17 protein-coding genes are annotated in these 21,047 nt (G+C 40.2%); 12 read left to right on the top strand and 5 right to left on the bottom strand.

Annotation, left to right across the window (positions count from 1 at the left end):
- Positions 1-252: 252 nt before the first annotated feature.
- Both IAE53_RS05585 and IAE53_RS05580 read right to left on the bottom strand, forming a co-directional pair.
- Complete coding sequence (locus IAE53_RS05585; RefSeq protein ID WP_010275940.1) at positions 253-1,191, bottom strand: AEC family transporter; 939 nt, start codon at positions 1,189-1,191, stop codon at positions 253-255.
- A gap of 165 nt (positions 1,192-1,356) precedes the next feature.
- On the bottom strand, positions 1,357-1,980 hold the full coding sequence (locus IAE53_RS05580; protein ID WP_188353337.1) for a carbonic anhydrase family protein: 624 nt from the start codon (positions 1,978-1,980) through the stop codon (positions 1,357-1,359).
- A 600-nt stretch (positions 1,981-2,580) separates the two neighbouring features.
- Here IAE53_RS05580 and dnaA point away from each other — a divergent pair.
- The 6 genes from dnaA (at position 2,581) to gyrA (ending at position 11,702) form a co-directional block, all read left to right on the top strand.
- Positions 2,581-3,927: a chromosomal replication initiator protein DnaA gene (gene dnaA / locus IAE53_RS05575; RefSeq protein WP_148423986.1), complete on the top strand. Its 1,347-nt coding sequence runs from the start codon at positions 2,581-2,583 to the stop codon at positions 3,925-3,927.
- Between the two features lie 230 nt (positions 3,928-4,157).
- The gene (dnaN, locus tag IAE53_RS05570) at positions 4,158-5,291 is read left to right on the top strand and encodes a DNA polymerase III subunit beta (RefSeq protein ID WP_148423985.1); all 1,134 of its coding nucleotides are present in this window, start codon (positions 4,158-4,160) and stop codon (positions 5,289-5,291) included.
- A 180-nt stretch (positions 5,292-5,471) separates the two neighbouring features.
- Positions 5,472-5,921, top strand: coding sequence for a S4 domain-containing protein YaaA (gene yaaA, locus IAE53_RS05565; RefSeq protein ID WP_004910727.1), 450 nt, complete (start codon positions 5,472-5,474; stop codon positions 5,919-5,921).
- Positions 5,903-7,027: a DNA replication/repair protein RecF gene (gene recF / locus IAE53_RS05560; RefSeq protein WP_148423984.1), complete on the top strand. Its 1,125-nt coding sequence runs from the start codon at positions 5,903-5,905 to the stop codon at positions 7,025-7,027. The genes yaaA and recF overlap by 19 nt, the downstream gene beginning before the upstream one ends.
- A gap of 46 nt (positions 7,028-7,073) precedes the next feature.
- Positions 7,074-9,086 (top strand): DNA topoisomerase (ATP-hydrolyzing) subunit B, encoded by a 2,013-nt coding sequence (gene gyrB / locus IAE53_RS05555; protein ID WP_139968479.1) that lies wholly within the window; start codon positions 7,074-7,076, stop codon positions 9,084-9,086.
- A 66-nt stretch (positions 9,087-9,152) separates the two neighbouring features.
- Entirely contained in the window at positions 9,153-11,702 is a 2,550-nt protein-coding gene (gyrA, locus tag IAE53_RS05550; protein ID WP_200136094.1) for a DNA gyrase subunit A, read from the top strand.
- 44 nt (positions 11,703-11,746) lie between these two features.
- Here the strand turns inward: gyrA and IAE53_RS05545 are convergent, their stop codons facing one another.
- On the bottom strand, positions 11,747-12,448 hold the full coding sequence (locus tag IAE53_RS05545) for a LytTR family DNA-binding domain-containing protein (protein WP_200136095.1): 702 nt from the start codon (positions 12,446-12,448) through the stop codon (positions 11,747-11,749).
- Positions 12,369-13,301 carry a sensor histidine kinase gene (locus IAE53_RS05540; protein WP_233610684.1) on the bottom strand — a complete coding sequence of 311 codons (933 nt, stop codon included), beginning with the start codon at positions 13,299-13,301 and terminating at the stop codon, positions 12,369-12,371. Before IAE53_RS05540 ends, IAE53_RS05545 begins: the two co-directional genes overlap by 80 nt.
- 223 nt (positions 13,302-13,524) lie before the next feature.
- On the opposite strand from IAE53_RS05540, the gene asp1 reads away from it, so the two are divergent.
- From asp1 to asp3, 3 genes are read left to right on the top strand one after another with little or no spacing between them, the layout of a single operon-like run.
- Complete coding sequence (gene asp1, locus IAE53_RS05535; protein ID WP_188353339.1) at positions 13,525-14,997, top strand: accessory Sec system protein Asp1; 1,473 nt, start codon at positions 13,525-13,527, stop codon at positions 14,995-14,997.
- Positions 14,998-15,007: 10 nt separating this feature from the next.
- Positions 15,008-16,528: an accessory Sec system protein Asp2 gene (gene asp2 / locus IAE53_RS05530; protein WP_200136096.1), complete on the top strand. Its 1,521-nt coding sequence runs from the start codon at positions 15,008-15,010 to the stop codon at positions 16,526-16,528.
- Positions 16,528-17,550, top strand: coding sequence for an accessory Sec system protein Asp3 (asp3, locus tag IAE53_RS05525; protein ID WP_010275895.1), 1,023 nt, complete (start codon positions 16,528-16,530; stop codon positions 17,548-17,550). The genes asp2 and asp3 overlap by 1 nt, the downstream gene beginning before the upstream one ends.
- 63 nt (positions 17,551-17,613) lie before the next feature.
- Here asp3 and IAE53_RS05520 read toward each other — a convergent pair whose 3' ends face one another.
- Positions 17,614-17,988 carry a PaaI family thioesterase gene (locus IAE53_RS05520; protein ID WP_010275891.1) on the bottom strand — a complete coding sequence of 125 codons (375 nt, stop codon included), beginning with the start codon at positions 17,986-17,988 and terminating at the stop codon, positions 17,614-17,616.
- Positions 17,989-18,022: 34 nt separating this feature from the next.
- Between IAE53_RS05520 and menB the strand changes: the two genes are divergently transcribed.
- From menB to IAE53_RS05505, 3 genes are read left to right on the top strand one after another with little or no spacing between them, the layout of a single operon-like run.
- A complete protein-coding gene (menB, locus tag IAE53_RS05515; protein ID WP_004910708.1) occupies positions 18,023-18,856 on the top strand; it encodes a 1,4-dihydroxy-2-naphthoyl-CoA synthase in 834 nt (277 codons plus the stop codon).
- Positions 18,857-18,884: 28 nt separating this feature from the next.
- Complete coding sequence (locus IAE53_RS05510; protein WP_148423979.1) at positions 18,885-19,676, top strand: carbon-nitrogen family hydrolase; 792 nt, start codon at positions 18,885-18,887, stop codon at positions 19,674-19,676.
- A 14-nt stretch (positions 19,677-19,690) separates the two neighbouring features.
- Positions 19,691-20,875, top strand: coding sequence for a pyridoxal phosphate-dependent aminotransferase (locus tag IAE53_RS05505; protein WP_188353340.1), 1,185 nt, complete (start codon positions 19,691-19,693; stop codon positions 20,873-20,875).
- The last annotated feature ends 172 nt before the right edge of the window (positions 20,876-21,047 follow it).

The raw sequence follows: 21,047 nt of genomic DNA, 5'->3' as shown, positions 1-21,047 counted from the left end.
AGTTAGTCATGAGCGCGAAAAACCTCGTCATGACTTACAGCATGAGGAGGAGAAGGAGGGCTTGAGATGAGATTTGTGTTTGATTCATGTTTTGCATGATGTGTTGCCTCCAATTTCTTAATATTTAATATCATACAAGACACACAAAATCTTGTCAACAACTAATAAAATGAGAAACTTTTTCATTCTAAACACGGTCAATCAAGTATGGCTACAAAAACCTACAACAGGTGCCTGCTTATATCTTTTGATTTAGTTAATAATCGTCATTAAAATTGGCACAACAATCAAACTCAAGATCGTCGATTCCGTTACCATAATGGCCGCGTAATCCGCGTCCGCACCGTACAGACTGGCAACTACTGGCGCATTAGTCATCACAGGCATTGCCGACTGCAAAATAAAGACTTGCTTCATCAAGATTGGTACATCAGCTTTCCACAACAATAAAAACATCACCATTGGCGCTAAAATAAAGCGCCCGAACAAAATGCCAAGACTGTATTTATTCACTTTTAGATTACGTAATCCAGCACGTTGCACGGCTATACCAATGAAAAACATTGATAATGGTACCGTTAAACTACCTACGTATTGTAAATCAGAGGCAATAAACGTGGGTAATTGAATTCGAAAAACAACCAGCAAAACACCTAGCACAAATCCCAACAACGGTGGTGAAAATACTTTTGCTAGGGTTGTTTTGATATCAAAACGCCACTCTCCTTCACCATCTCGTTGAATTAAATAAGTGCCCAGTGTCCAAAAGAAAGTCGTGTTAATCATGTAGTAAACCAACACATACGGCAAACTTTTAGTGCCAAACAACGCCATGTTGATTGGTAGCCCAACAAACACCGTGTTTGAATTAAAAAACATGGACTGAAACAAACCACGTCTGTTTTTACGAATTGCTAATACCCGTGCAAATGCCACCGAAATTGCAAATAAGACCAACATTGAAATGATTGGAAATTTAATATCTGGTAGCAAGCGCCCTAACTCATCTTTAGTGAAATCTTGCGTAATGGTATTAACCATGTACATTGGCAAAGCCACTTGTGTGACAATCCGTGCAATGATTTGTCCACTTTTGTCGGTAAACCACTTAGCACTTGCCAAGGAATAGCCAATGGCAATCATCACTAAAATGACTAAAACACCCTGTATACTTTGAAAAAAAACAGCCAAAACATCGCCTCTTTAAAATGTGAGATTTAAATTAAAAACATTCACATGTTATCATATCATTTACCGCTATGATTTTCATCTGAAATTTTTAAATTCTGTGAAACATAGAGCTGTTTCTATGCAAATAAAAAACCTACCAGCAAACTAGTAGGTCTCACAATTGTCCTAATTTTTGTCATTGTAATAAGTAATAACGCGTTCATTAATCTCTTGAATCTCACGGTAATTATCTGGATAATGGTCGTGTAATACTGCTTTATCTTCTGCTGAAATTGCCACAGGCTCAGTCAACACAAGCCATTGAATATCATGACGAAGTGGTGGTGTTGTTAGTGAGCCAACATAGTGGAAATAACTATGGTTATCTGGCAACAAACGCAGCAATGTTGCCGCATTGACCTGATTATCATAGATATTTTTAACTGCACCAGTTTTCTCATTGGCACTAACATCCCCAAAACTAGCCACTACTAAAGTTTGGTCCCCATGTTGGAAAACAAAATGTGTTTCCACATCATGTCGTTGGCCATTAACCAAGTGTTCTGCCCCATCATGAAAGTGAAAGCGTTCAAGTTCCCAAATTTGATCATCAAGGCGTAACTGCCCATGAACTAGGAATTGCTCGCCTATTTCACGATCATCGTATTGCACCTCATCTTGGAAAGAAATTGCAAATTTCCCAGTTTCTTGAGGTTGAACCGACTGCGTCGCAATGTCGATTGGTGACTGATAAGCTGTATCATCTGGCTGACGCCAATTTTCTTGTTCTGTATAATCTAAATGCCGCATGTCATTCTCCTTTGCACTATTCTACCATTAAAAGTTTTATTCTCTTACCAAAAATTAGGGGCATTTTTTATAATAATGTCCCCTTCCTTTTGCCTATTTTTTCACATGCATCAACACGTTTTTTCTGGAAAATATTTAAAATTTAAGTTTCTTAAACTTTCCTTTACATTCACAGGCTTATCCATATTTATCCCCTAGGCTGTTGATTAGCAAGGGTTTAGCATTTTTTATAAACAACGGTCTACACAAGTTATCCACATATCCACAAGTTGTGCACGTTAACATGTGGATAATGTGGATAACCAACCTCAAATATTGTCTTTTCACACGTTTTGCTGTGCATAATCATGTTGATGTGTGGATAACCCACACATTTGTTCGTCTCATTGTCCACATTCACCCCTTTTGGTTGTCCACAACTGTTGATATTCTCTAAAGTTGTCGTTACCCTGTGGAAAACTCGTTTTCTTATTGTTATAATTATCTTTGCTACTGCTTCTAAACTTTTAGAAACACAGTCAGTTCAATCCATGATCGACGCTAAATCTAATCAGTGTCTGATCGTCATTTTTGACTTGAACGCTTTTAGGAGAGAGATACGTGACTAAACCAATCACAAAAGAAGAACTGTGGTCCAAAGTCCAAGCTGAATTTTTCACAAAACTCGGTCGTGTGACTTTTTCTACCTATATAGAACCACTCAAACCAGTAACACTGGAAGATACTAGTCTGACGCTAGCTGTCCCAAGCGACATGGCGCAAGATATCATCGATCAATGGGATCGCGAATACTCAATGGATTTTGTCCAATTTGCCATGACCATTGCTGATGGTTTTATCAAGCCAGACCTTCAAATTGCCCAACCAAAAATGACAGCTGCTGCACCAACGCTTGACAACTTGCCGTTTACACGGGAATCAGATTTAAATCCTGACTTTACATTTGAAAAATTCGTCATTGGTTCAGGTAATGAAAATGCTTACGCTGTGGCGCGTGCAGTCGCTGATGAACCAGGACAAGTCTACAATCCTTATTTGATTTACGGTGGTGTTGGACTAGGGAAAACCCACTTGATGCAAGCCATTGGTAACGCTTATGCCGCTTCCACGCCGTCAGCACACATCAAATATGCCACTGCTGAAGATTTCTTGAATGATTTCACCGAATCTTTGCGAGCTGGTGATGGGGCAACTGCCGCTTTTAAACAAGAATATCGTTCTGTTGATTTATTATTAGTCGATGATATTCAATTCTGGTCAGGAAAAGAGAAGGTTCAAGAAGAATTCTTCAATACTTTCAATGTCCTCACCAAAAATGGTAAACAAATCGTTATGACTTCTGATAAGCTACCAACGGAAATAGTCGATTTGCAAACGCGATTAACATCACGATTTGAAGCGGGTATTATGATGGACATTCAAAAGCCTGATTTGCCAACGCGTGTTGCCATTTTGCAAAACTTGTCTGAATCAGATGGCCTGACAATTCCAAATGATGTTTTGGAATTAATCGCTGAAAAGATTGACTCCAACGTCCGAAGTTTGGAAGGGGCGTTTCATAAATTTGAAGCCAGTCTACGCTATATGAACAAGCCAGCAACAAAGGAAACGGCACAACAAATCTTAGGTGACCTGAACATTAATCAAGGATTCAAAATTACAGTTGAGAGAATACAGCAAGTGGTAGCTGATTACTACATGCAAACGATTGATGATCTCAAAAGTTCAAGTCGCAAGAAGGATTTGGTCACGGCCCGACACGTTGCCATGTATCTCACGCGAACATTGACTAATGAAAGTTTGCCAGATATTGGTCGCGCGTTTGGTGGCCGCGATCATTCTAGTGTTCTACATGCCACCACAAAAATTACCGAAAAGTCAGAAAGTGATCCACGCACAAAAGAGATGCTTGATGCACTAACTGACGAAATTAAAAACGGCAAATAACACATTTATCGTGATATAGTGGCAATAGGAGAGGCGAGAGTCTGTGTGAATAACTGGTAATAAATAACCAAGTTTTCCAACAGGTTTGTGAACAACTAATTGCTTACATGTCTTTATTCACATCCCAGTTTTCCACAACTTCCACACCCCTTATTATTACTACTAGATCTTTTATCTTTATTAAGAACATATTGCTGGTATATTGGTGTTAAGTAAAAAGGAGCCTATTTATGCAATTTACAATTAATCGACAAGCATTTATTAAAGCCTTAAATGATGTGTCACGTGCTATTTCATCACGGACAACGATTCCTATTTTGACAAATATCAAATTGGTTTTAAATGATGAGGAACTGATTCTTACTGGATCTAATGCAGATATTTCAATTGAAACAACGATTCCACAATCAGATACAAGTGCACAACTCGTCATTACGCAACCCGGTGGGATTACATTGCCAGCAACTTTTTTCACAAATATCGTTAAACGATTACCTGCTGACAATATGACATTAGCCATTGATGGCCTACGGGCTGCTATTACCTCAGGCGCTTCAGCCTTTACAATTAATGGTCAAGATGTTCAAAACTATCCACAATTACCTGAAATGGAAGACGTTCAAAGTTTGAGTGTTTCAGCAGCGCAATTAGTTGATATTATTTCCCAAACAAAAATATCAGCTTCAACACAAGAAAGTCGGCCAATTTTAACAGGTATTCATTTACAACTGACTGGGAATAGTGTGAAAGCAGTGACAACTGACTCTCACCGTTTGTCACAACGAATCGTGACATTAACAGGTACGGATGCCGATGTTGATGCCGATGTGATTATTCCGGCTAAAGCGTTTAATGAATTGCAATCACTATTAGAAGGTCAAGATCGTGTCGATATTAAATTAGCCGCAAATCAGGCTGTATTTAATCTGGGGCACACAACATTTTATACCCGGTTATTAGAGGGTAATTATCCAGAAACAGACCGCTTGATTCCCACAGAAAGTACAACAGCCATTACGATTGAAGCTAGCGCATTATTAGGTGCTATTGATCGTGCTAGTTTGCTGAGTCACGAAAGTCGTAACAACGTTGTCCAACTATCGCTGAAAAATGGTGCGGCTGTTTTGACTGGCAATTCTCAAGAAGTAGGGCAAGTTAAAGAAGAGTTGGGCGCACAGACAATTGATGGGGATGATTTAGAAATTTCGTTTAACCCTGATTATGTCCGTGACGCGTTACGTGTCTTTAATGGTAAAAGTGTTGATGTTAAGTTCACAAGTAACTTGCGTCCTTTCACTTTGACACCTGCCGGTGAAACTGATAATAAACAACTGCAACTGATTACACCAGTTCGAACATTTTAATCGCATCCAATCAGACAACCCTTAAAAACTTAAAATTAACCGTTTAAAGCAGAATAAACCACTTACACACAAACGGTCTAAAATCGCTTATATGCAATTTTAGACCGTTTTTTTGAGACTTTGACCTTAAAAAATGGTATAATACTACATGTAACTACTGTGAAGAAAGCGTGCGCCACATTGACAACAACCGTACATATAACAACTGAATTTATCACGTTGACGCAACTCCTAAAAGAAGAAAATATCATTTCTTCGGGTGGTCAAGCCAAATACTATTTGATGGATCATCCGGTTTTGCTTAACGGCGAGCCAGAAAATCGACGTGGTAAAAAGCTCTACGATCATGATGAAATTGAGATTGAAGGTGAGCGTTACCTTATTGAGTTGGCTGAAAATGTCGACGAACTAATCGCTGAGGCGGACGCACAAAAAGCAGCGCGCGCAGTCAATGCTAAAAAAACCATTCGAGATGATCGTATCAAAGCGCAGAAAGCGGCTGCCGCCAAAGCACGTAAAGAAGCCCGCTTTGCAGATATGCGCCGAAAAAATCAAACACGTTCAGGCGGATTTGGTCGACCAAAACGCAATAATCCAAAGGGACCATCTTCATGGAACTCGAGTCGCTAACCCTTAAAAACTATCGTAATTACGGTGATTTGACACTTGAATTTAGTGATGGGGTCAATGTGTTTTTAGGTGAAAATGCGCAAGGCAAAACAAATTTACTAGAAAGTATCTATGTTCTGGCTTTGGCACGATCGCATCGAACCAGTAGTGACAAAGACTTAATTCAGTGGTCTGAAAAGGAAGCAACAATTAGTGGTCGCGTGAAGCGCGCCATTAGTGACACGCCACTCTCATTAAACTTTTCAAATAAAGGCAAAAAAGCGCGCGTTAATCATTTAGAACAAAGCAAGCTTTCACAATACATTGGACAACTCAATGTGATTTTGTTTGCACCCGAAGATTTGGAGTTAGTAAAGGGCGCACCGAGTGTTCGTCGTCGATTTATTGACATGGAGTTTGGTCAGATGAACCCGCTTTATCTGTATAATACGACACAGTATAAGCGTATTTTAAAAGAGCGAAATGCTTATTTAAAACGTTTGCAACTGAAACAAACAGCGGACACCGTCTTTTTAGATGTTTTGTCAGAGCAACTTGTCAATGTTGGCGCGCAAATTTTACTAGCACGTGAGTCGTTTTTAAAGAAATTAGAACAAGCTGCGCAACCAATTCATGCTGAAATATCAGATCAAAGAGAAACGTTGCATCTTGTTTATAATAGTTCAGTTAATTTTGATGAAAAGGATGATTTGGCTGGCGTTACAGCAGCCTTTGAAGCGGCGCTACTGAAACAACGTGCTCGTGAAATTATGATGGGGTCAACACTCTTAGGACCGCATCGCGATGATTTACAATTTATTGTCAATGACAATGATGTCGCTGTCTTTGGCTCGCAGGGGCAACAACGAACGACGGCATTGGCAGTCAAGTTAGCTGAAATTGATTTAATGCAACAAGAAACAGGGGAATATCCCGTGTTATTGCTAGATGATGTACTCAGTGAACTTGATGCGAATCGGCAAACCCACCTTTTGTTGGCGATCCAAGATAAAGTGCAAACTTTTATCACGGCGCCATCGTTAACTGATGTGGCACGACAACTGATTCACACGCCTAAAGTGTTTCACGTGAAACATGGTGAAATCACCTTAGAAACGGAAAATTAAAAAGGAGAATGTGTTCGCAGATTATATCTGTTCACACGCTAATAATATGGCAGAGAATATCGAAAATGAAGCATTGGAGAACATTGATGGCATCGTAACCGATGATACTGAAATCCGTCAAGCAAGCACCGTTCATGCAGCAGCAGGCGCTTACAATGCTGATCAGATTCAAGTTTTGGAAGGATTGGAAGCTGTCCGCAAACGCCCTGGCATGTACATTGGTACGACCACAGCGCAAGGCTTGCACCATTTGGTATGGGAAATTGTTGATAACGGGATTGATGAGGCATTAGCAGGGTTTGCGTCACATATTACGGTCACAATCGAAAAGGATAACTCAATCACGGTAACCGATGACGGTCGTGGTATTCCTGTCGACATTCAAACTAAAACGGGTAAGCCAGCTCTTGAAACTGTCTTTACGGTATTACACGCCGGTGGTAAATTTGGCGGTGGCGGTTATAAAGTATCTGGTGGATTACACGGTGTTGGAGCTTCTGTTGTCAATGCCTTGTCAACGGATTTGGACGTTAGAGTTGTTCGTGATAATACTGTTTATTACATGGATTTCAAAGTGGGACGTGTCAATACGCCGATGAAGCAATTGACTGAAAAGCCCACTATTGAGCGTGGCACAATTGTTCATTTTAAGCCAGATGCAGATATTTTCCGTGAAACAACAGTTTATAACTACAACACATTACTAACACGTGTGCGCGAATTGGCCTTTTTGAATAAAGGTTTGCGTATTTCAATTACAGATAATCGACCTGAAGAAGCTGTTTCTGAAAGCTTTCATTTTGAAGGTGGAATTAAAGAATACGTCAGCTATTTGAATAAGGACAAGACTGCTATTTTCCCTGAACCTGTTTACGTTGAGGGTGAGGAAAATGGCATTGTAGTGGAAGCTGCCTTACAGTACACTACCGATATTAAAGACAATCTGCGGACGTTTACTAACAATATCAATACCTATGAAGGTGGGACGCACGAAACTGGCTTTAAAACAGCCTTAACACGTGTAATCAATGATTACGCTCGTAAAAATGGTCAGCTCAAAGATAATGCAGAAAGTTTGACAGGGGAAGATGTGCGCGAAGGCATGACTGCTATCGTGTCAATCAAGCACCCAGATCCACAATTTGAAGGACAAACCAAAACTAAATTAGGTAACTCCGATGCACGTCAAGCAACGGATCGGATGTTTTCAGAAACGTTTAGTCGTTTCATGATGGAAAATCCAGCAGTTGCCAAGCAAATTGTTGAAAAAGGTGTCTTAGCCCAAAAAGCACGATTGGCTGCCAAGCGTGCACGCGAAATGACACGCAAACAATCTGGTTTGGAAATTGGTAATTTGCCAGGTAAACTAGCTGATAATACCTCAAATGACCCTGAAATTTCAGAATTATTTATTGTTGAGGGTGATTCAGCCGGTGGTTCGGCTAAGCAAGGACGTAACCGTTTGACGCAAGCTATTTTGCCAATTCGAGGCAAAATTTTAAATGTTGGGAAAGCCTCATTGGATCGAGTGTTAGCCAACGAAGAAATTCGATCATTGTTTACAGCAATGGGAACTGGATTTGGTGATGACTTTAATGTTGAAAAAGCCAATTATCACAAAGTCATTATTATGACAGATGCCGATGTCGATGGCGCCCATATTCGAACACTATTGTTAACGCTATTTTATCGTTATATGCGGCCGCTTGTTGACGCTGGTTATATTTATATTGCGCAGCCACCGCTTTACGGTGTTGCCTTAGGCAATAATAAATCAATGACGTACATTGATTCTGATGAAGAACTTGAAGACTATTTGTCACAATTACCATCCAATATTAAACCAAAAGTTCAACGTTATAAGGGACTAGGGGAAATGGATTATGATCAACTAGCAGATACAACCATGGATCCGCAGAACCGTCGTTTGTTACGAGTTGACCCAACTGATGCTGAGGAAGCCGAAGCAGTTATTGATATGTTAATGGGTGGGGATGTACCGCCACGTCGTAAGTTTATTGAAGACAATGCTGTCTTTGTTGAGAACTTGGATATTTAATAATTGCCATCCAGATGATTTACGTAATGTAATATCATTCAAAATATTTACAAGGAGTTAAGCAGCATGTCTGAATCAAATGATAGTCGCATTAAAAATGCGAATTTGTCAGAACAAATGAAAACATCATTCTTGTCATACGCCATGTCAGTTATCGTGGCGCGTGCCTTGCCAGATGTTCGTGATGGCATGAAGCCGGTTCACCGTCGTATTTTATATTCGATGATTGAACAAGGTAACACGCCAGATAAACCACACAAAAAATCAGCGCGTATCGTCGGTGATGTCATGGGTAAGTACCATCCGCACGGTGATTCAGCTATTTATGAATCAATGGTTCGTATGGCACAACCATTCTCATATCGACACATGTTAATTGATGGTCATGGTAACTTCGGCTCTGTGGATGGCGATGGCGCTGCTGCTATGCGTTATACCGAAGCACGATTAAGTAAAGTTGCCATGGAAATGGTCCGGGATCTGAATAAAGATACGGTAAACTTTGTGCCCAACTATGATGGTGAAGAGCGGGAGCCTGAAGTCTTGCCAGCGCGTTTTCCTAACTTATTGGTTAACGGTGCTACTGGTATCGCGGTCGGTATGACTACCAATATTCCGACTCATAATCTTGGGGAAGTTATTTCGGCACTTCATATTTTGATGAAAAAGCCTGAAGCGACGACTGCAGATTTGATGGAGGCATTGCCCGGGCCTGATTTTCCAACAGGCGGTATTGTTATGGGAAAGTCTGGTATTCGTCGTGCCTATGAAACAGGCCGCGGTACTGTGACTGTTCGTGCTAAAGTTGACATTGAACCAACAAAAAACGGCAAAGAGCAAATTATCGTGACTGAATTGCCCTATGCAGTCAATAAAGCACGTTTGATTGAGCGCATTTCTGAACTCGCTCGTGAGAAGAAAATTGACGGCATCACTGGAATTCGAGATGAATCAGACCGTGAAGGACTGAGAATTTCTATTGACGTCCGTCGCGATGCTTCAGCCAGCGTTATTTTAAATAATTTGTACAAGCAAACCTTATTGCAGACTAGCTTTAGCTTCAATATGTTAGCGATTGATCATGGCGCACCAAAAACAATGAGTTTGAAAGAAATTCTTGTTGCTTATTTAGCGCATCAGCGTGAAGTCATTCGTCGCCGTACTGCCTTTGATTTGCAAAAAGCGCAAGCACGTGCTCATATTTTAGAAGGTTTACGCATTGCGTTGGATCATATTGATGCTATTATCAGTATTATCCGTGCGTCAGCTACTTCTGAAATCGCGAAAACACGATTGATTGCTGATTATTCGTTATCTGACAAACAGGCACAGGCCATTTTGGATATGCGTCTGGTTCGTCTGACAGGTTTGGAACGCGACAAAATTGAGGATGAATATCAAAAACTTGTTGCACTAATTGCTGATTTGAAGGATATTTTGGCACATGAAGAACGCGTGGATCAAATTATTTATGATGAGTTATTAGAAATTCAGACTAAATTCGGTGATGCGCGACGTACCGAACTACAAGTCGGCGATGTGATGAGCATTGAAGATGAGGACCTCATTGAAGAAGAAGATGTCATTGTGACATTGACAAACAGTGGTTATATCAAGCGTGTGCCAACTGCTGAATTCAAAGCACAAAATCGTGGTGGTCGCGGCGTGCAAGGCATGAACGTCCATGATGAAGATTTCGTTGAACAAATGGTTGCCACATCAACGCATGATACACTGTTGTTCTTTACCAACAAAGGAAAGGTCTATCGTATGAAGGGATATGAAGTCCCTGAGTATGGGCGCCAAGCCAAAGGAATTCCCGTTGTGAATCTTTTGAATTTTGAAGGTGACGAAAAAATTCAAACAGTGGTCAATGTTCGTGGCGAAGCCAGTGAAAGTAAAGATTATCTATTCTTTGTTACACGCTTAGGTGTTGTTAAGCGTACGGCAGTGAGCGAATTTTCAAATATTCGTACTAATGGTCTAAAAGCTGTCACGTTACATGATGATGATGAAGTGCTTTCTGTTGAAATTACTGATGGAACACAAAATATTATTATTGCAACGCACAATGGCTATTCAGTTAGTTTTGCGGAGGCGGATGTTCGCGTCATGGGTCGTTCCGCTGCGGGTGTGCGTGGTATTCGTTTGCGTGAAGGTGACTGGGTAATTGGTTCTGATGTCTTACACGATAATGATAACGTGTTGGTGATTACTGAAAAAGGTTATGGTAAACAAACACCTGTTAGCGAGTATCCCATTAAAGGTCGTGGTGGTAAAGGTATCAAAACGGCTAGTATTACAGAGAAAAATGGGCCTTTGGCCGGTATGATAATTGTCAATGGACAAGAAGACATTATGGTGACGACTACCCAAGGGGTGATGATACGGTTCAGCGTAGATTCAGTTAGCCAAACTGGTCGTGCAACACTTGGTGTCCGTTTGATTAGACTTGAAGACGAGGCGCAAGTTGCCACTTTGGCAAAAGTTGATCAGCAAGAAGAAGTAGTAGATGAAGATGTTTCACGTGAAACATCTGACAATGCACCACTTGATAATCAACAGATTGACCAAGTCTCACAATTATTAGATCGTGCACAAGATGATGTAGAATAACATTTAAAAAGAGTATCTCACTATTAGTGAGATACTCTTTTTTATCATGGTTGAAGATACGACAAATTATGCTTGAAACGACGTGAAACAGGTAATAAATCACCCGTGGTTAACAAAAGGACATTGTCTTTTCGGTGATATTGTTGAATGGAGTCCTGATTGACACAAAAAGAAGCGTGCACTTGAAGAAATTTATCGTGGTAACGGCTGATTTGTTTAATGGTATTTCGTATTTGGGTCGTGATATTTGATTGATGGACATTGATATAGTGACGCCCGTTGTTACTACTAACATGAGAAATTGTATTCAAATCAAAGGTTTCGGTGTGTACGCCGTTGTGAATTGCCAGCCAGACCGGCATTTTAAGGTCAAATTGATTTAATCGTTGATAAGCCATTTGAACAGAGTGCTGCAACTTTTTACCAAATTGTGTTTCAGGTTGTGCTTTTTGGATAAAATCAAGTGCACTAATATGCGATTGAAAGATTTGTAATGATAGTTCATCATGAGTCGTAATAACAATGATCGGAGAAATACAATCGGTTTGGCGAATCATTTTTGCCGTATTAATACCAGCATGCAGCAAACCTTTAATTTCTAAATCAAGCAAAATAATTTTTGGATTGGGATCTGCTGCTAGAGCTGTGATTAGTTTTGTTGGTGAATCAGTAATAAAACTGGCTGGCAGATAATGCTGAATTCGTTGCTGTCCAATTGGGTCGTCTGCAAGGATGTAAAAATTCATTAGTCGCTCCAAAAGTGAGTGTTTGTGTAAAAGTGTCGTGGCTGACCGTCGTGCGCAGTGAAACATCCGGTTGATGGTTCACATAATGCTTCACAAACGTCAAGCCAATGCCGCTGTGACCTTTTTTGCTGGAAAACCCTGATCGGGTGAGATGATTGGTTGAAAATGGTTGGTCGATACTGTTGGTAATTTGAACGATGTGTTGGTTATTGAGCGTTTGCAAAGTTAAGCGTACTAATTTATCTTGTGTTTCTTCAGCTGCTTCAATAGCATTATCAAGTAAAATGGCAATTGAACGATATAGGTTTAGACTGATTTGAGTATCACAACTTGTTAGTAAATCTATTGAAAATGAAACACCAGTATCAGTAGCCAGTAGATGTTTAACTAATAATAAACTACGTAAATTTGAGTCGCCAATTAAATGAATGTTGAAAGATTTTTGATTTGGTAGTGTCGTTAAGCTACTTGACACTAGCGTTTCATAGGCACAGGATACTTCCTGTAAATTACCGTTTTGAATAGCAAAGGCTAAACTTGCTAATACGTTTTGATAGTCGTGCTTGAAGTACCGGAAATCCTCATTTGCTTTTTCTAGGGATTGTGTATAATCGTGTGTGATTGATATTTCGCGTTGCTTTTGGGATAGTAAATGACGATGACGAAAAAATGCAATGACAAGATAATTAATAAGAAAAACGAGCAAAAAAACTAATAAAAATCTTGCTTCACTCGAAAGTAAAATAAGCTGCATCAAAATGAGTAAGATATCAATGACGTAGCAAGGTGAAAAAGTTGGTTGGCATAGTAAGGCAATGAGTGCTTGAACCATTAAAACGATACCTCTATTCATAAAATTGCACATATATAATCATAACAATAAAATAAATGAATTAAAAATGAACAAAATATCAATAATAATCACTAAAAAATAATACGTCATATCAGTCATAATTGCTTATAATTTGTTAAAAAGGCGCAATGAAGTTCATTTTAGAAACCTGATATAATGGAAGCAGTGTAGCGGTACGAGTTACCGCAGTTCTGAAGTACATGCTGATGGGCAGGTAAAAAGATTGAAAATTCATATTATTCCAGACTGGCATCAGGCAAATGCGGTCGTTCCACAATTTAATGACAGTCGACATCAAGCACAATTATTTTTGTCGCAAGGACAGACAGTTGAATTAGTTGTACTTGATTATTTACCACAATTACGACTATTATTGGCCAATGCACAATTAGAATTAGCCAATGTCTGGTCGGCATTTGATCAATTACAACACATTGATTTGAAAGCACAGTTACCTTTAGCATTAGCGGATTTAAATTGGCCCAGTGGGGCTCTATTTGTGAGACTCCAAGGGCAAATATTAGTGACCGTCAATCAGCAACATTATGCGACAGTTTATTTGACGCCAAAAACGGATGCAGCGCTTGACCATATTGATTTGTACGAAGCTGACCATCTCATACAACGTTTGATTTTGGATGATCGTGGCTTTGTGTCACAAGTATTGACATTTGAGCAAGATAATCTTGTACGTCGAGACTATTTGACGCCCAGTGGGCAAGTTGCCATCCAAGAAGACTGTTTAACAGGGCAAGTGACAACACAACAAAATTGGACGACACAAACCCAATTTGACAGTATTAATAGTCTAGTTAAAGCTGTTTTGAAATCACATCTGAGCGCAATACCAGATTTGGACAATGTGATTATGGCTAGTGGTGAGTTAAATCGTGAAATCATTCAATCGTGGTCATTTTTTCAACCTGTCGTCATGAGTTGGCCGGCTAATGACCATGAAGCCATGGCAGATGGAGGACATGATAAATCCGGTTTCAATGTTGTTCAAACACCGGCCGATCGAGAATATTTATCGCAGCAAGTGTCAGATGACGTTGATATTAGTATTATTCCTGCGTTTTCCACTGATAATCATGTTGAATTAACTTCAAATGATATGATGAATCCGATTAAAAAGATTTATTGGACTACTAAATCAATGTCACTAACGGATCAAAAAGTTGTGGTGACGCAATTAATTGATCTATTAGCAAATGATTTTAGTACGACAATTATTTTTGAATCAACGATGTTATATCCAGAAATTCAGGCTATGATAGACCACGCCAGTCTCTCTGCTAAGAATGAACATGGTTTGATTGACGATGATAGCCAAGCAGCCTTTAAAGTACGTTTTCAAATTTTGGCGCCTCAAAATGAAATAAAGCGACAACAATTAATGGCGCAGACACGCGTACTAATAGACCTTGATGAGCATCCGGACCAATTTTTACAGTCTTTGGCATTAACATTTTCAGTCCCACAAATTAATTTAGTAGCAACGTCTTATTTAGTGCCACAAGAAAACGGACAACAGTTGGCAGCAATAACTGATTTAAAAGACGTGTTACCCATGTATTTGGATAATCAAGATAAGTTTAATCAAACACAGCGTGCAGCGCGTGAACTGGCTAAAGAGACAAATAGTGAAATGCTTTGGATAAAGTGGCAACAAATCTTTAATAAATTGAAATTGTAACGGGGCATATATGACAACATCTATTTTACAAATTGGCGCCATTGATTGGACGCCAGAAATTACTGCACCATTAGATTGGCACTACACGTCTATTTTTGATTTGCCTACTTTTTTAGCGACACAAAAAGACCCTTATATCCTTGAACAAACTTATGTTGTGTTGACCGATGATGTGTTAGAAAGTTCTTTATTATCTAGTCAGATTCAGGAGTGGCCAGCATTTCGGGTGATTTATTTTGCTACCCAGATTGCCCCTGAATTTCAAACAATATTAAACGAACGACGTGCTTTTGCGATTAGTGAAACAACACCAGAGTCTGTGTCAAAGCGTATTTTAACCGACCTTTATCTTGGGCAGCAAGGATTTGCAACGCGTTTTAGCGAAACACAGTTTTTACCAACAGTACCAAGTGGCATTCATTTTAGTCGTATGGGTCGTTTTTTGGCGCGCTTCGACGGTGATTTTGGCTCAGAATGGCAACAAATCGGGACATTACAGACACTTAAAACAGATTTCATTGCTAATCAAACCAACGAAATTTGGCTAGATTATCGTCAAACGGGGACAGCCGCTGCAGCTCTGCTATTCATCTTTTATCGCGATGGTGACATTTTAAAGCAAGACATGATTAAAGGAGATGCTTTGCGGCGAATGACGCAGGTTCAAGCGCCTGCTGATTATGACAGCTATCAAATAATTGTTTTAGGCAGTGGCAAAGGGCAGTTAACACTGCATGTGGTTCACCAGCGTCGTTCTCGTCATGGTTTAGGGCATTTGTTACCTGGTGGTCAGTGGCAATTAACATCAGAAGACGAGGAAGTATTATCTTATTTCAATCCAGGGACGTTGCCTAAACCATTAGTGGTCAACTTTTCAGGGGCACGATTACATGTCGATGGTTTTGAGATGGCATCAGCTTTTAATCAATTAGGTGTTCCGTATTTGCTGTTTACAGATGCTCGTATGCAAGGTGGTGCATTTGATGTTGGGTCGCCAGCCTATGAACAAACAGTGATTGACATCATTAAACGCGCGATGGCGGAACTTAATTTAACATCACAAGATGTCATTTTGACAGGATATTCAATGGGCAGTTACCCAGCGATGTATTATGCTGGGGACATTCAACCCGGTGCATTGGTGTTAGCTAAACCAATTATTAATTTAGGCACATTAACTGCGGATGCAGAATTTGCTCATCAATACAATCAAGACTGGACATTAGATGTTCGACGTCACTTGACAGGATACGTGCGACCAAATGATACTGAAGCTCTGAATCAGAAGCTTTGGCGACATATTAGCACTGTGGACTGGTCAACTACAACAGTAGCGTTACTGACGATGGCACAAGATAATTATGATGGCGACAGCTTACCTGAATTACTTGATTATCTTGACACACATCATGCCTTATTAACGCATCAGGTTGAAGCGGGTTATCATAATGAAAAGATTGATGAAATGGTTGACTTTATGATGACACAGTTGACGCAATTGCGAGACAATCGGCTAGCGGAGGACGAATAATGCAATATCAAATTTATTGGCAACCGCAAACACAATTACTGGCACTACAAGGGGCAACAGTTGATTTTCGAGCATTGAATGAGGTGTTCTATGAACACTATTTTTTGCCAAGTGGCCACATTATTGCTCGTTGGCAGTCACAACGTCATGATTTAAATGACAAACCGATAGCGGATTTACCACGATTACAGCAAGGAAAAACTTATGAAGTAATCCGTCATATTGACATGAGTGAGCGCATGTTTGCCTATCTAAGTATCACTTTTTTTGATGAACAATTTCAGGTCATTAAGACATTTAGTAAAAATGCGGAACAGTTGACGATTGAAGTACCGGATCAGTATCATTTTTATACCGTCGATCTGGTATCTGCAGGTACAGGCAACTTTGTTTTTCATGATTTTTTGCTTAGAGAAAAAATGACGGGTGTTTTAAGTGAAAACGATCAAGAAATTGCGCCCGGTGTGTATACAAATTTACAAAAGCCAGCTAAAATTGTCAGTAAAACATTGCGTGTTATTTTTTCAGAGCCGGAAGCGGCAGTAACTGATTACATGACAGACAAAATTAAAGTGACACAGCAAGGGGTTTTATTTGTCACAAGTGACCATTTACAAGCTGGTTTTTATCGGCAAGACAGCCTGATGGCTGCCTTTAAAAATGCACGCCGCGACGTACACGCTCGTAATATTGAATTTGTCGGGTACGGTCCCGTTTCAAGCTATGCGGCCTTGTACTATCAGCAAATCATCAAAGGCAGTACGGCAATTATCACTGATGATGTGCAACTTGATCCCGGTATTACTGGTTGGGCCATTACACGAACGATTGACGGTGTACGCGCGTTAGGCAATCCAATTGCCCCAAACTATATTGCCCGTCTGGTTGTGAATCGACCAAAATATGAGCGCTTAGAGATGTTACCTTATGAAACATTGACTGATGAAGAACTGGCCCGTGCGGCTGAAATTGCTGCTCGCCAACCTAAAGTCAATAAATTAGCGCAATGGTTCACTAAATAAAAAGTCAGTTGTGTTTGACCTAGACTGAAAGATTTCCAGCATAGGTCAAATACAACTGACTTTTTAAACAGGTCGGGATTTATTGATCAGCGTTACAGTGGCAGTACTGGTTAGCTCATTTTTGATACTTTCACGAATCTTAACATCCCATACTTGCAACGTACGACCAACTGATAGTGGCGTGGCTGTTGCAATTAAATGACCTTGCGAGACGGCCTTTAAATGCGCAACTTGGATATCAACACCAACAGGTATCTGACTGTCGTCATTAGCTTCATTAGCGCCTAATGAGGCGGCTGTTTCGGCTAATAGGGCGTTGATACCGCCATGAACAATGCCAAAGGGTTGCATCAGCTTATCGGTGACGTCAACTTCGACAATTGTTTTTTCTGCAGCTAATAATGTGGTTTTTAGGCCTAAAAGTTCTATAATATTCATATAACTAATTTCCCTTCTGAATGGAGTATAACAAATGACAACTTGGAAAGCTATCAAAACATACGACGAAATCTTGTTTGAAAAAAACACAGACGGTAAGAACCCTGGTAAAATTGCCAAAATCACAATGAATGATGTGTCAACGCACAATGCATTTACACCTGGCATGGTTTCAGATATGATTGATGCCTTTACATTAGCTCGTGACAACGCTGAAATAGGCGTTATAATTTTGACAGGAGCTGGCGATCAGGCGTTTTCTTCTGGTGGTAATCAAAAAGTGCGTGGCAATGGTGGTTACGTTGGGGCTGATGGTATTCCACGTCTTAATGTGCTTGATTTGCAACGTCTCATGCGAATTATTCCAAAACCAATTATTGCTATGGTCAAAGGGTGGTCTGTTGGTGGTGGTAATATTTTGCAGTTAGTTGCGGATCTTACAATTGCCGCTGACAATGCAAAATTTGGACAAACTGGTCCGATGGTCGGCTCATTTGATGCTGGCTATGGTTCGGGTTATTTGGCACGTGTTATTGGCCATAAGCGTGCAAAGGAAGTATGGTTTTTGAACCATTTTTATTCTGCGCAAGAAGCCTATCAAATGAACTGGATTAATCGTGTTGTCCCTTTGGCAGAAGTTGAAACAGCGACAATTGAATGGGCTGATGAAATGCTGACAAAATCACCAACTGCACTACGCTTTATTAAAGCGGCTATGAACGCAGATACGGATGGTTTAGCTGGATTGCAACAATTTGCTGGGGATGCAACAATGTTGTACTACACCACAGATGAAGCCAAAGAAGGTCGTGATTCATTTAAGGAGAAACGTGATCCAGACTTTGATCAATATCCAAAGTTTCCTTAATCTACCTATCACTGAGAAATGAGCTGTTATGACGTTAAAAGTTGCTATTGCACAAATGAATATTGCTTTAGGACAACCTGAGGTAAATGAACAAACCGTGGCAAAATACGCTCAGAAAGCTTCTGAAGCAGGGGCAGATATTTTAATTTACCCTGAAATGTGGAACACTGGTTATGCACTGACTGATTTGCCGCAACTAGTTGACAATGACGGCGAACGGAGCCGTCATTTATTAGCCAGATTAGCCAAAACATATCAACTCAATATTGTTGGTGGTTCGGTTGCAACAATGCGTGATGGGCGATTTTTCAACACAATGTTTGTTTTTAATCAGTTAGGGCAACAAGTCTCACGTTATGATAAGGCGCATTTATTTGGCTTAATGAATGAAGAAAAATATGTTGCTGCAGGGCGTCAAACAAATACATTCGAACTGGCGGGTGTCTTGTCAGCTGGTGTGATTTGTTACGATATTCGTTTTCCAGAATGGGTACGGACCATGATGTCAAGTGGTCCACAAGCAATTTTGTATGTGTCAGCAGAATGGCCTATACAACGTATTGCGCAGTGGCAAATTTTATTACAAGCACGTGCGATTGAAAATCAAGCGTTTGTTGTTGCTGCAAATCGTGTCGGTAGTGACCGAGACAATACTTTTGGTGGGCGTTCACTAGTAATTGACCCATTGGGCAACATTGTAGCGCAAGGCACGGATGTTGATGATATGTTAGTCACAGCTGACATAGATATTGCTGATGAAACAGCAATCCGTGGGCAGATACCGGTTTTTAGCGACCGCCGTCCTGATTTATACCGTTAAGCGAGGTAAAGAGAATGCATTTTGAAGAATCTGATTTATTAAAAACACTTCCAAAACAATTTTTTGCTTCATTAGTGGCAAAAGTAAACGCAAAAATTGCGGCTGGGCATGATGTCATCAATTTGGGGCAAGGTAACCCAGATCAACCCACGCCGGATTATATTGTCAAAGCGATGCAGAATGCAACAGCAAAACCAGCTGATCATAAGTATTCGCTTTTTCGTGGCGAATTGCGCTTCAAGGAAGCAATTGCCCAGTTTTATCAGGATGAATATGGTGTAACTATTGATCCATACACGGAAGTGGCCATTTTAGCTGGATCAAAAATCGGTTTAGTTGAATTACCTTGGGCGTTAATGAATCCAGGAGAATTGCTCTTACTACCTAATCCAGGATACCCAGATTATTTGTCAGGGGCAGCGTTGGGACGGGTTAAATATGAATCAGTTACGCTCAAGCGCGAGAATGATTTTTTGATTGACTATCATGATATTGATGACAAAACAGCTGAAAAAGCGAAGTTTCTTTATTTAAACTATCCAAACAATCCGACAGGGGCGGTTGCAACTGCCAAGTTTTATAATGATACGGTCGCTTTTGCTGAAGAAAAGCAAGTTGGTATTGTATCAGACTTTGCCTATGGCGCTATTGGATTTGACGGTCAAAAACCACTGTCATTTTTACAAACAAAAGGCGCTAAATCAGTGGGAATTGAGACATATACTTTTTCAAAAACCTTTAATATGGCTGGTTGGCGTGTTGGGTTTGCGGTTGGTAATGCTGAGATGATTGAAGCGCTTAATCTGATTCAAGACCACTTATTTGTATCACTTTTTCCTGCGGTACAGGATGCAGCGATTGAAGCATTGGCAAATAAAACAGCACGTCAAGAATCGGTCTCGAACTTAGTTGCTTTATATGAGAAACGACGGGATGCATTTGTTACGGCCGTGACCAAATTTGGTTGGACACCCTATGCACCTAAAGGCGCTTTTTATGTATTAATGCCAGTACCCGAGGGTTATACGTCAAGTTCGTTTGCAGATCTATTACTGGAAGAGGCTAACGTGGCTGTTGCAGATGCATCTGGATTTGGGGATGGTGGCGAAGGCTACGTCCGGGTGGGCTTGACAGTTGAAGCGGAGCGCCTAGTAGAAGCCGCTGAACGAATTAGTCAATTGGCTATTTTTAGGCAGTAATAGGCTTATTGAAAAATAATTGAATAAAACGAGAAAAAGGTATTGACAAAGGGAAAAAAGAGCGTATAGTTTTAATAGTTGTCTAAGCGGCACCGAAGCGAGCGAAAAAAGTCAACGAAGAAAGTAGTTGACAAGGCGAGCGAAAGGTGATAAGATAATATAGTTGTCTCAA

It is taken from the genome of Leuconostoc sp. S50 (assembly GCF_016624925.1).
Classification (GTDB): Bacteria; Bacillota; Bacilli; order Lactobacillales; family Lactobacillaceae; genus Leuconostoc; species Leuconostoc pseudomesenteroides.
This window is presented reverse-complemented; position numbering and strand designations above follow the sequence as displayed.

Coding starts and splice junctions, on each gene's coding strand:
- IAE53_RS05580 (WP_188353337.1), bottom strand. CDS start 1,980: ATGCGGCATTTAGATTATACAGAACAAGAAAATTGGCGTCAGCCAGAT.
- dnaN (WP_148423985.1), top strand. CDS start 4,158: ATGCAATTTACAATTAATCGACAAGCATTTATTAAAGCCTTAAATGAT.
- recF (WP_148423984.1), top strand. CDS start 5,903: ATGGAACTCGAGTCGCTAACCCTTAAAAACTATCGTAATTACGGTGAT.
- gyrB (WP_139968479.1), top strand. CDS start 7,074: ATGGCAGAGAATATCGAAAATGAAGCATTGGAGAACATTGATGGCATC.
- gyrA (WP_200136094.1), top strand. CDS start 9,153: ATGTCTGAATCAAATGATAGTCGCATTAAAAATGCGAATTTGTCAGAA.
- IAE53_RS05545 (WP_200136095.1), bottom strand. CDS start 12,448: ATGAATTTTTACATCCTTGCAGACGACCCAATTGGACAGCAACGAATT.
- IAE53_RS05540 (WP_233610684.1), bottom strand. CDS start 13,301: ATGAATAGAGGTATCGTTTTAATGGTTCAAGCACTCATTGCCTTACTA.
- asp2 (WP_200136096.1), top strand. CDS start 15,008: ATGACAACATCTATTTTACAAATTGGCGCCATTGATTGGACGCCAGAA.
- asp3 (WP_010275895.1), top strand. CDS start 16,528: ATGCAATATCAAATTTATTGGCAACCGCAAACACAATTACTGGCACTA.
- IAE53_RS05520 (WP_010275891.1), bottom strand. CDS start 17,988: ATGAATATTATAGAACTTTTAGGCCTAAAAACCACATTATTAGCTGCA.
- menB (WP_004910708.1), top strand. CDS start 18,023: ATGACAACTTGGAAAGCTATCAAAACATACGACGAAATCTTGTTTGAA.
- IAE53_RS05510 (WP_148423979.1), top strand. CDS start 18,885: ATGACGTTAAAAGTTGCTATTGCACAAATGAATATTGCTTTAGGACAA.
- IAE53_RS05505 (WP_188353340.1), top strand. CDS start 19,691: ATGCATTTTGAAGAATCTGATTTATTAAAAACACTTCCAAAACAATTT.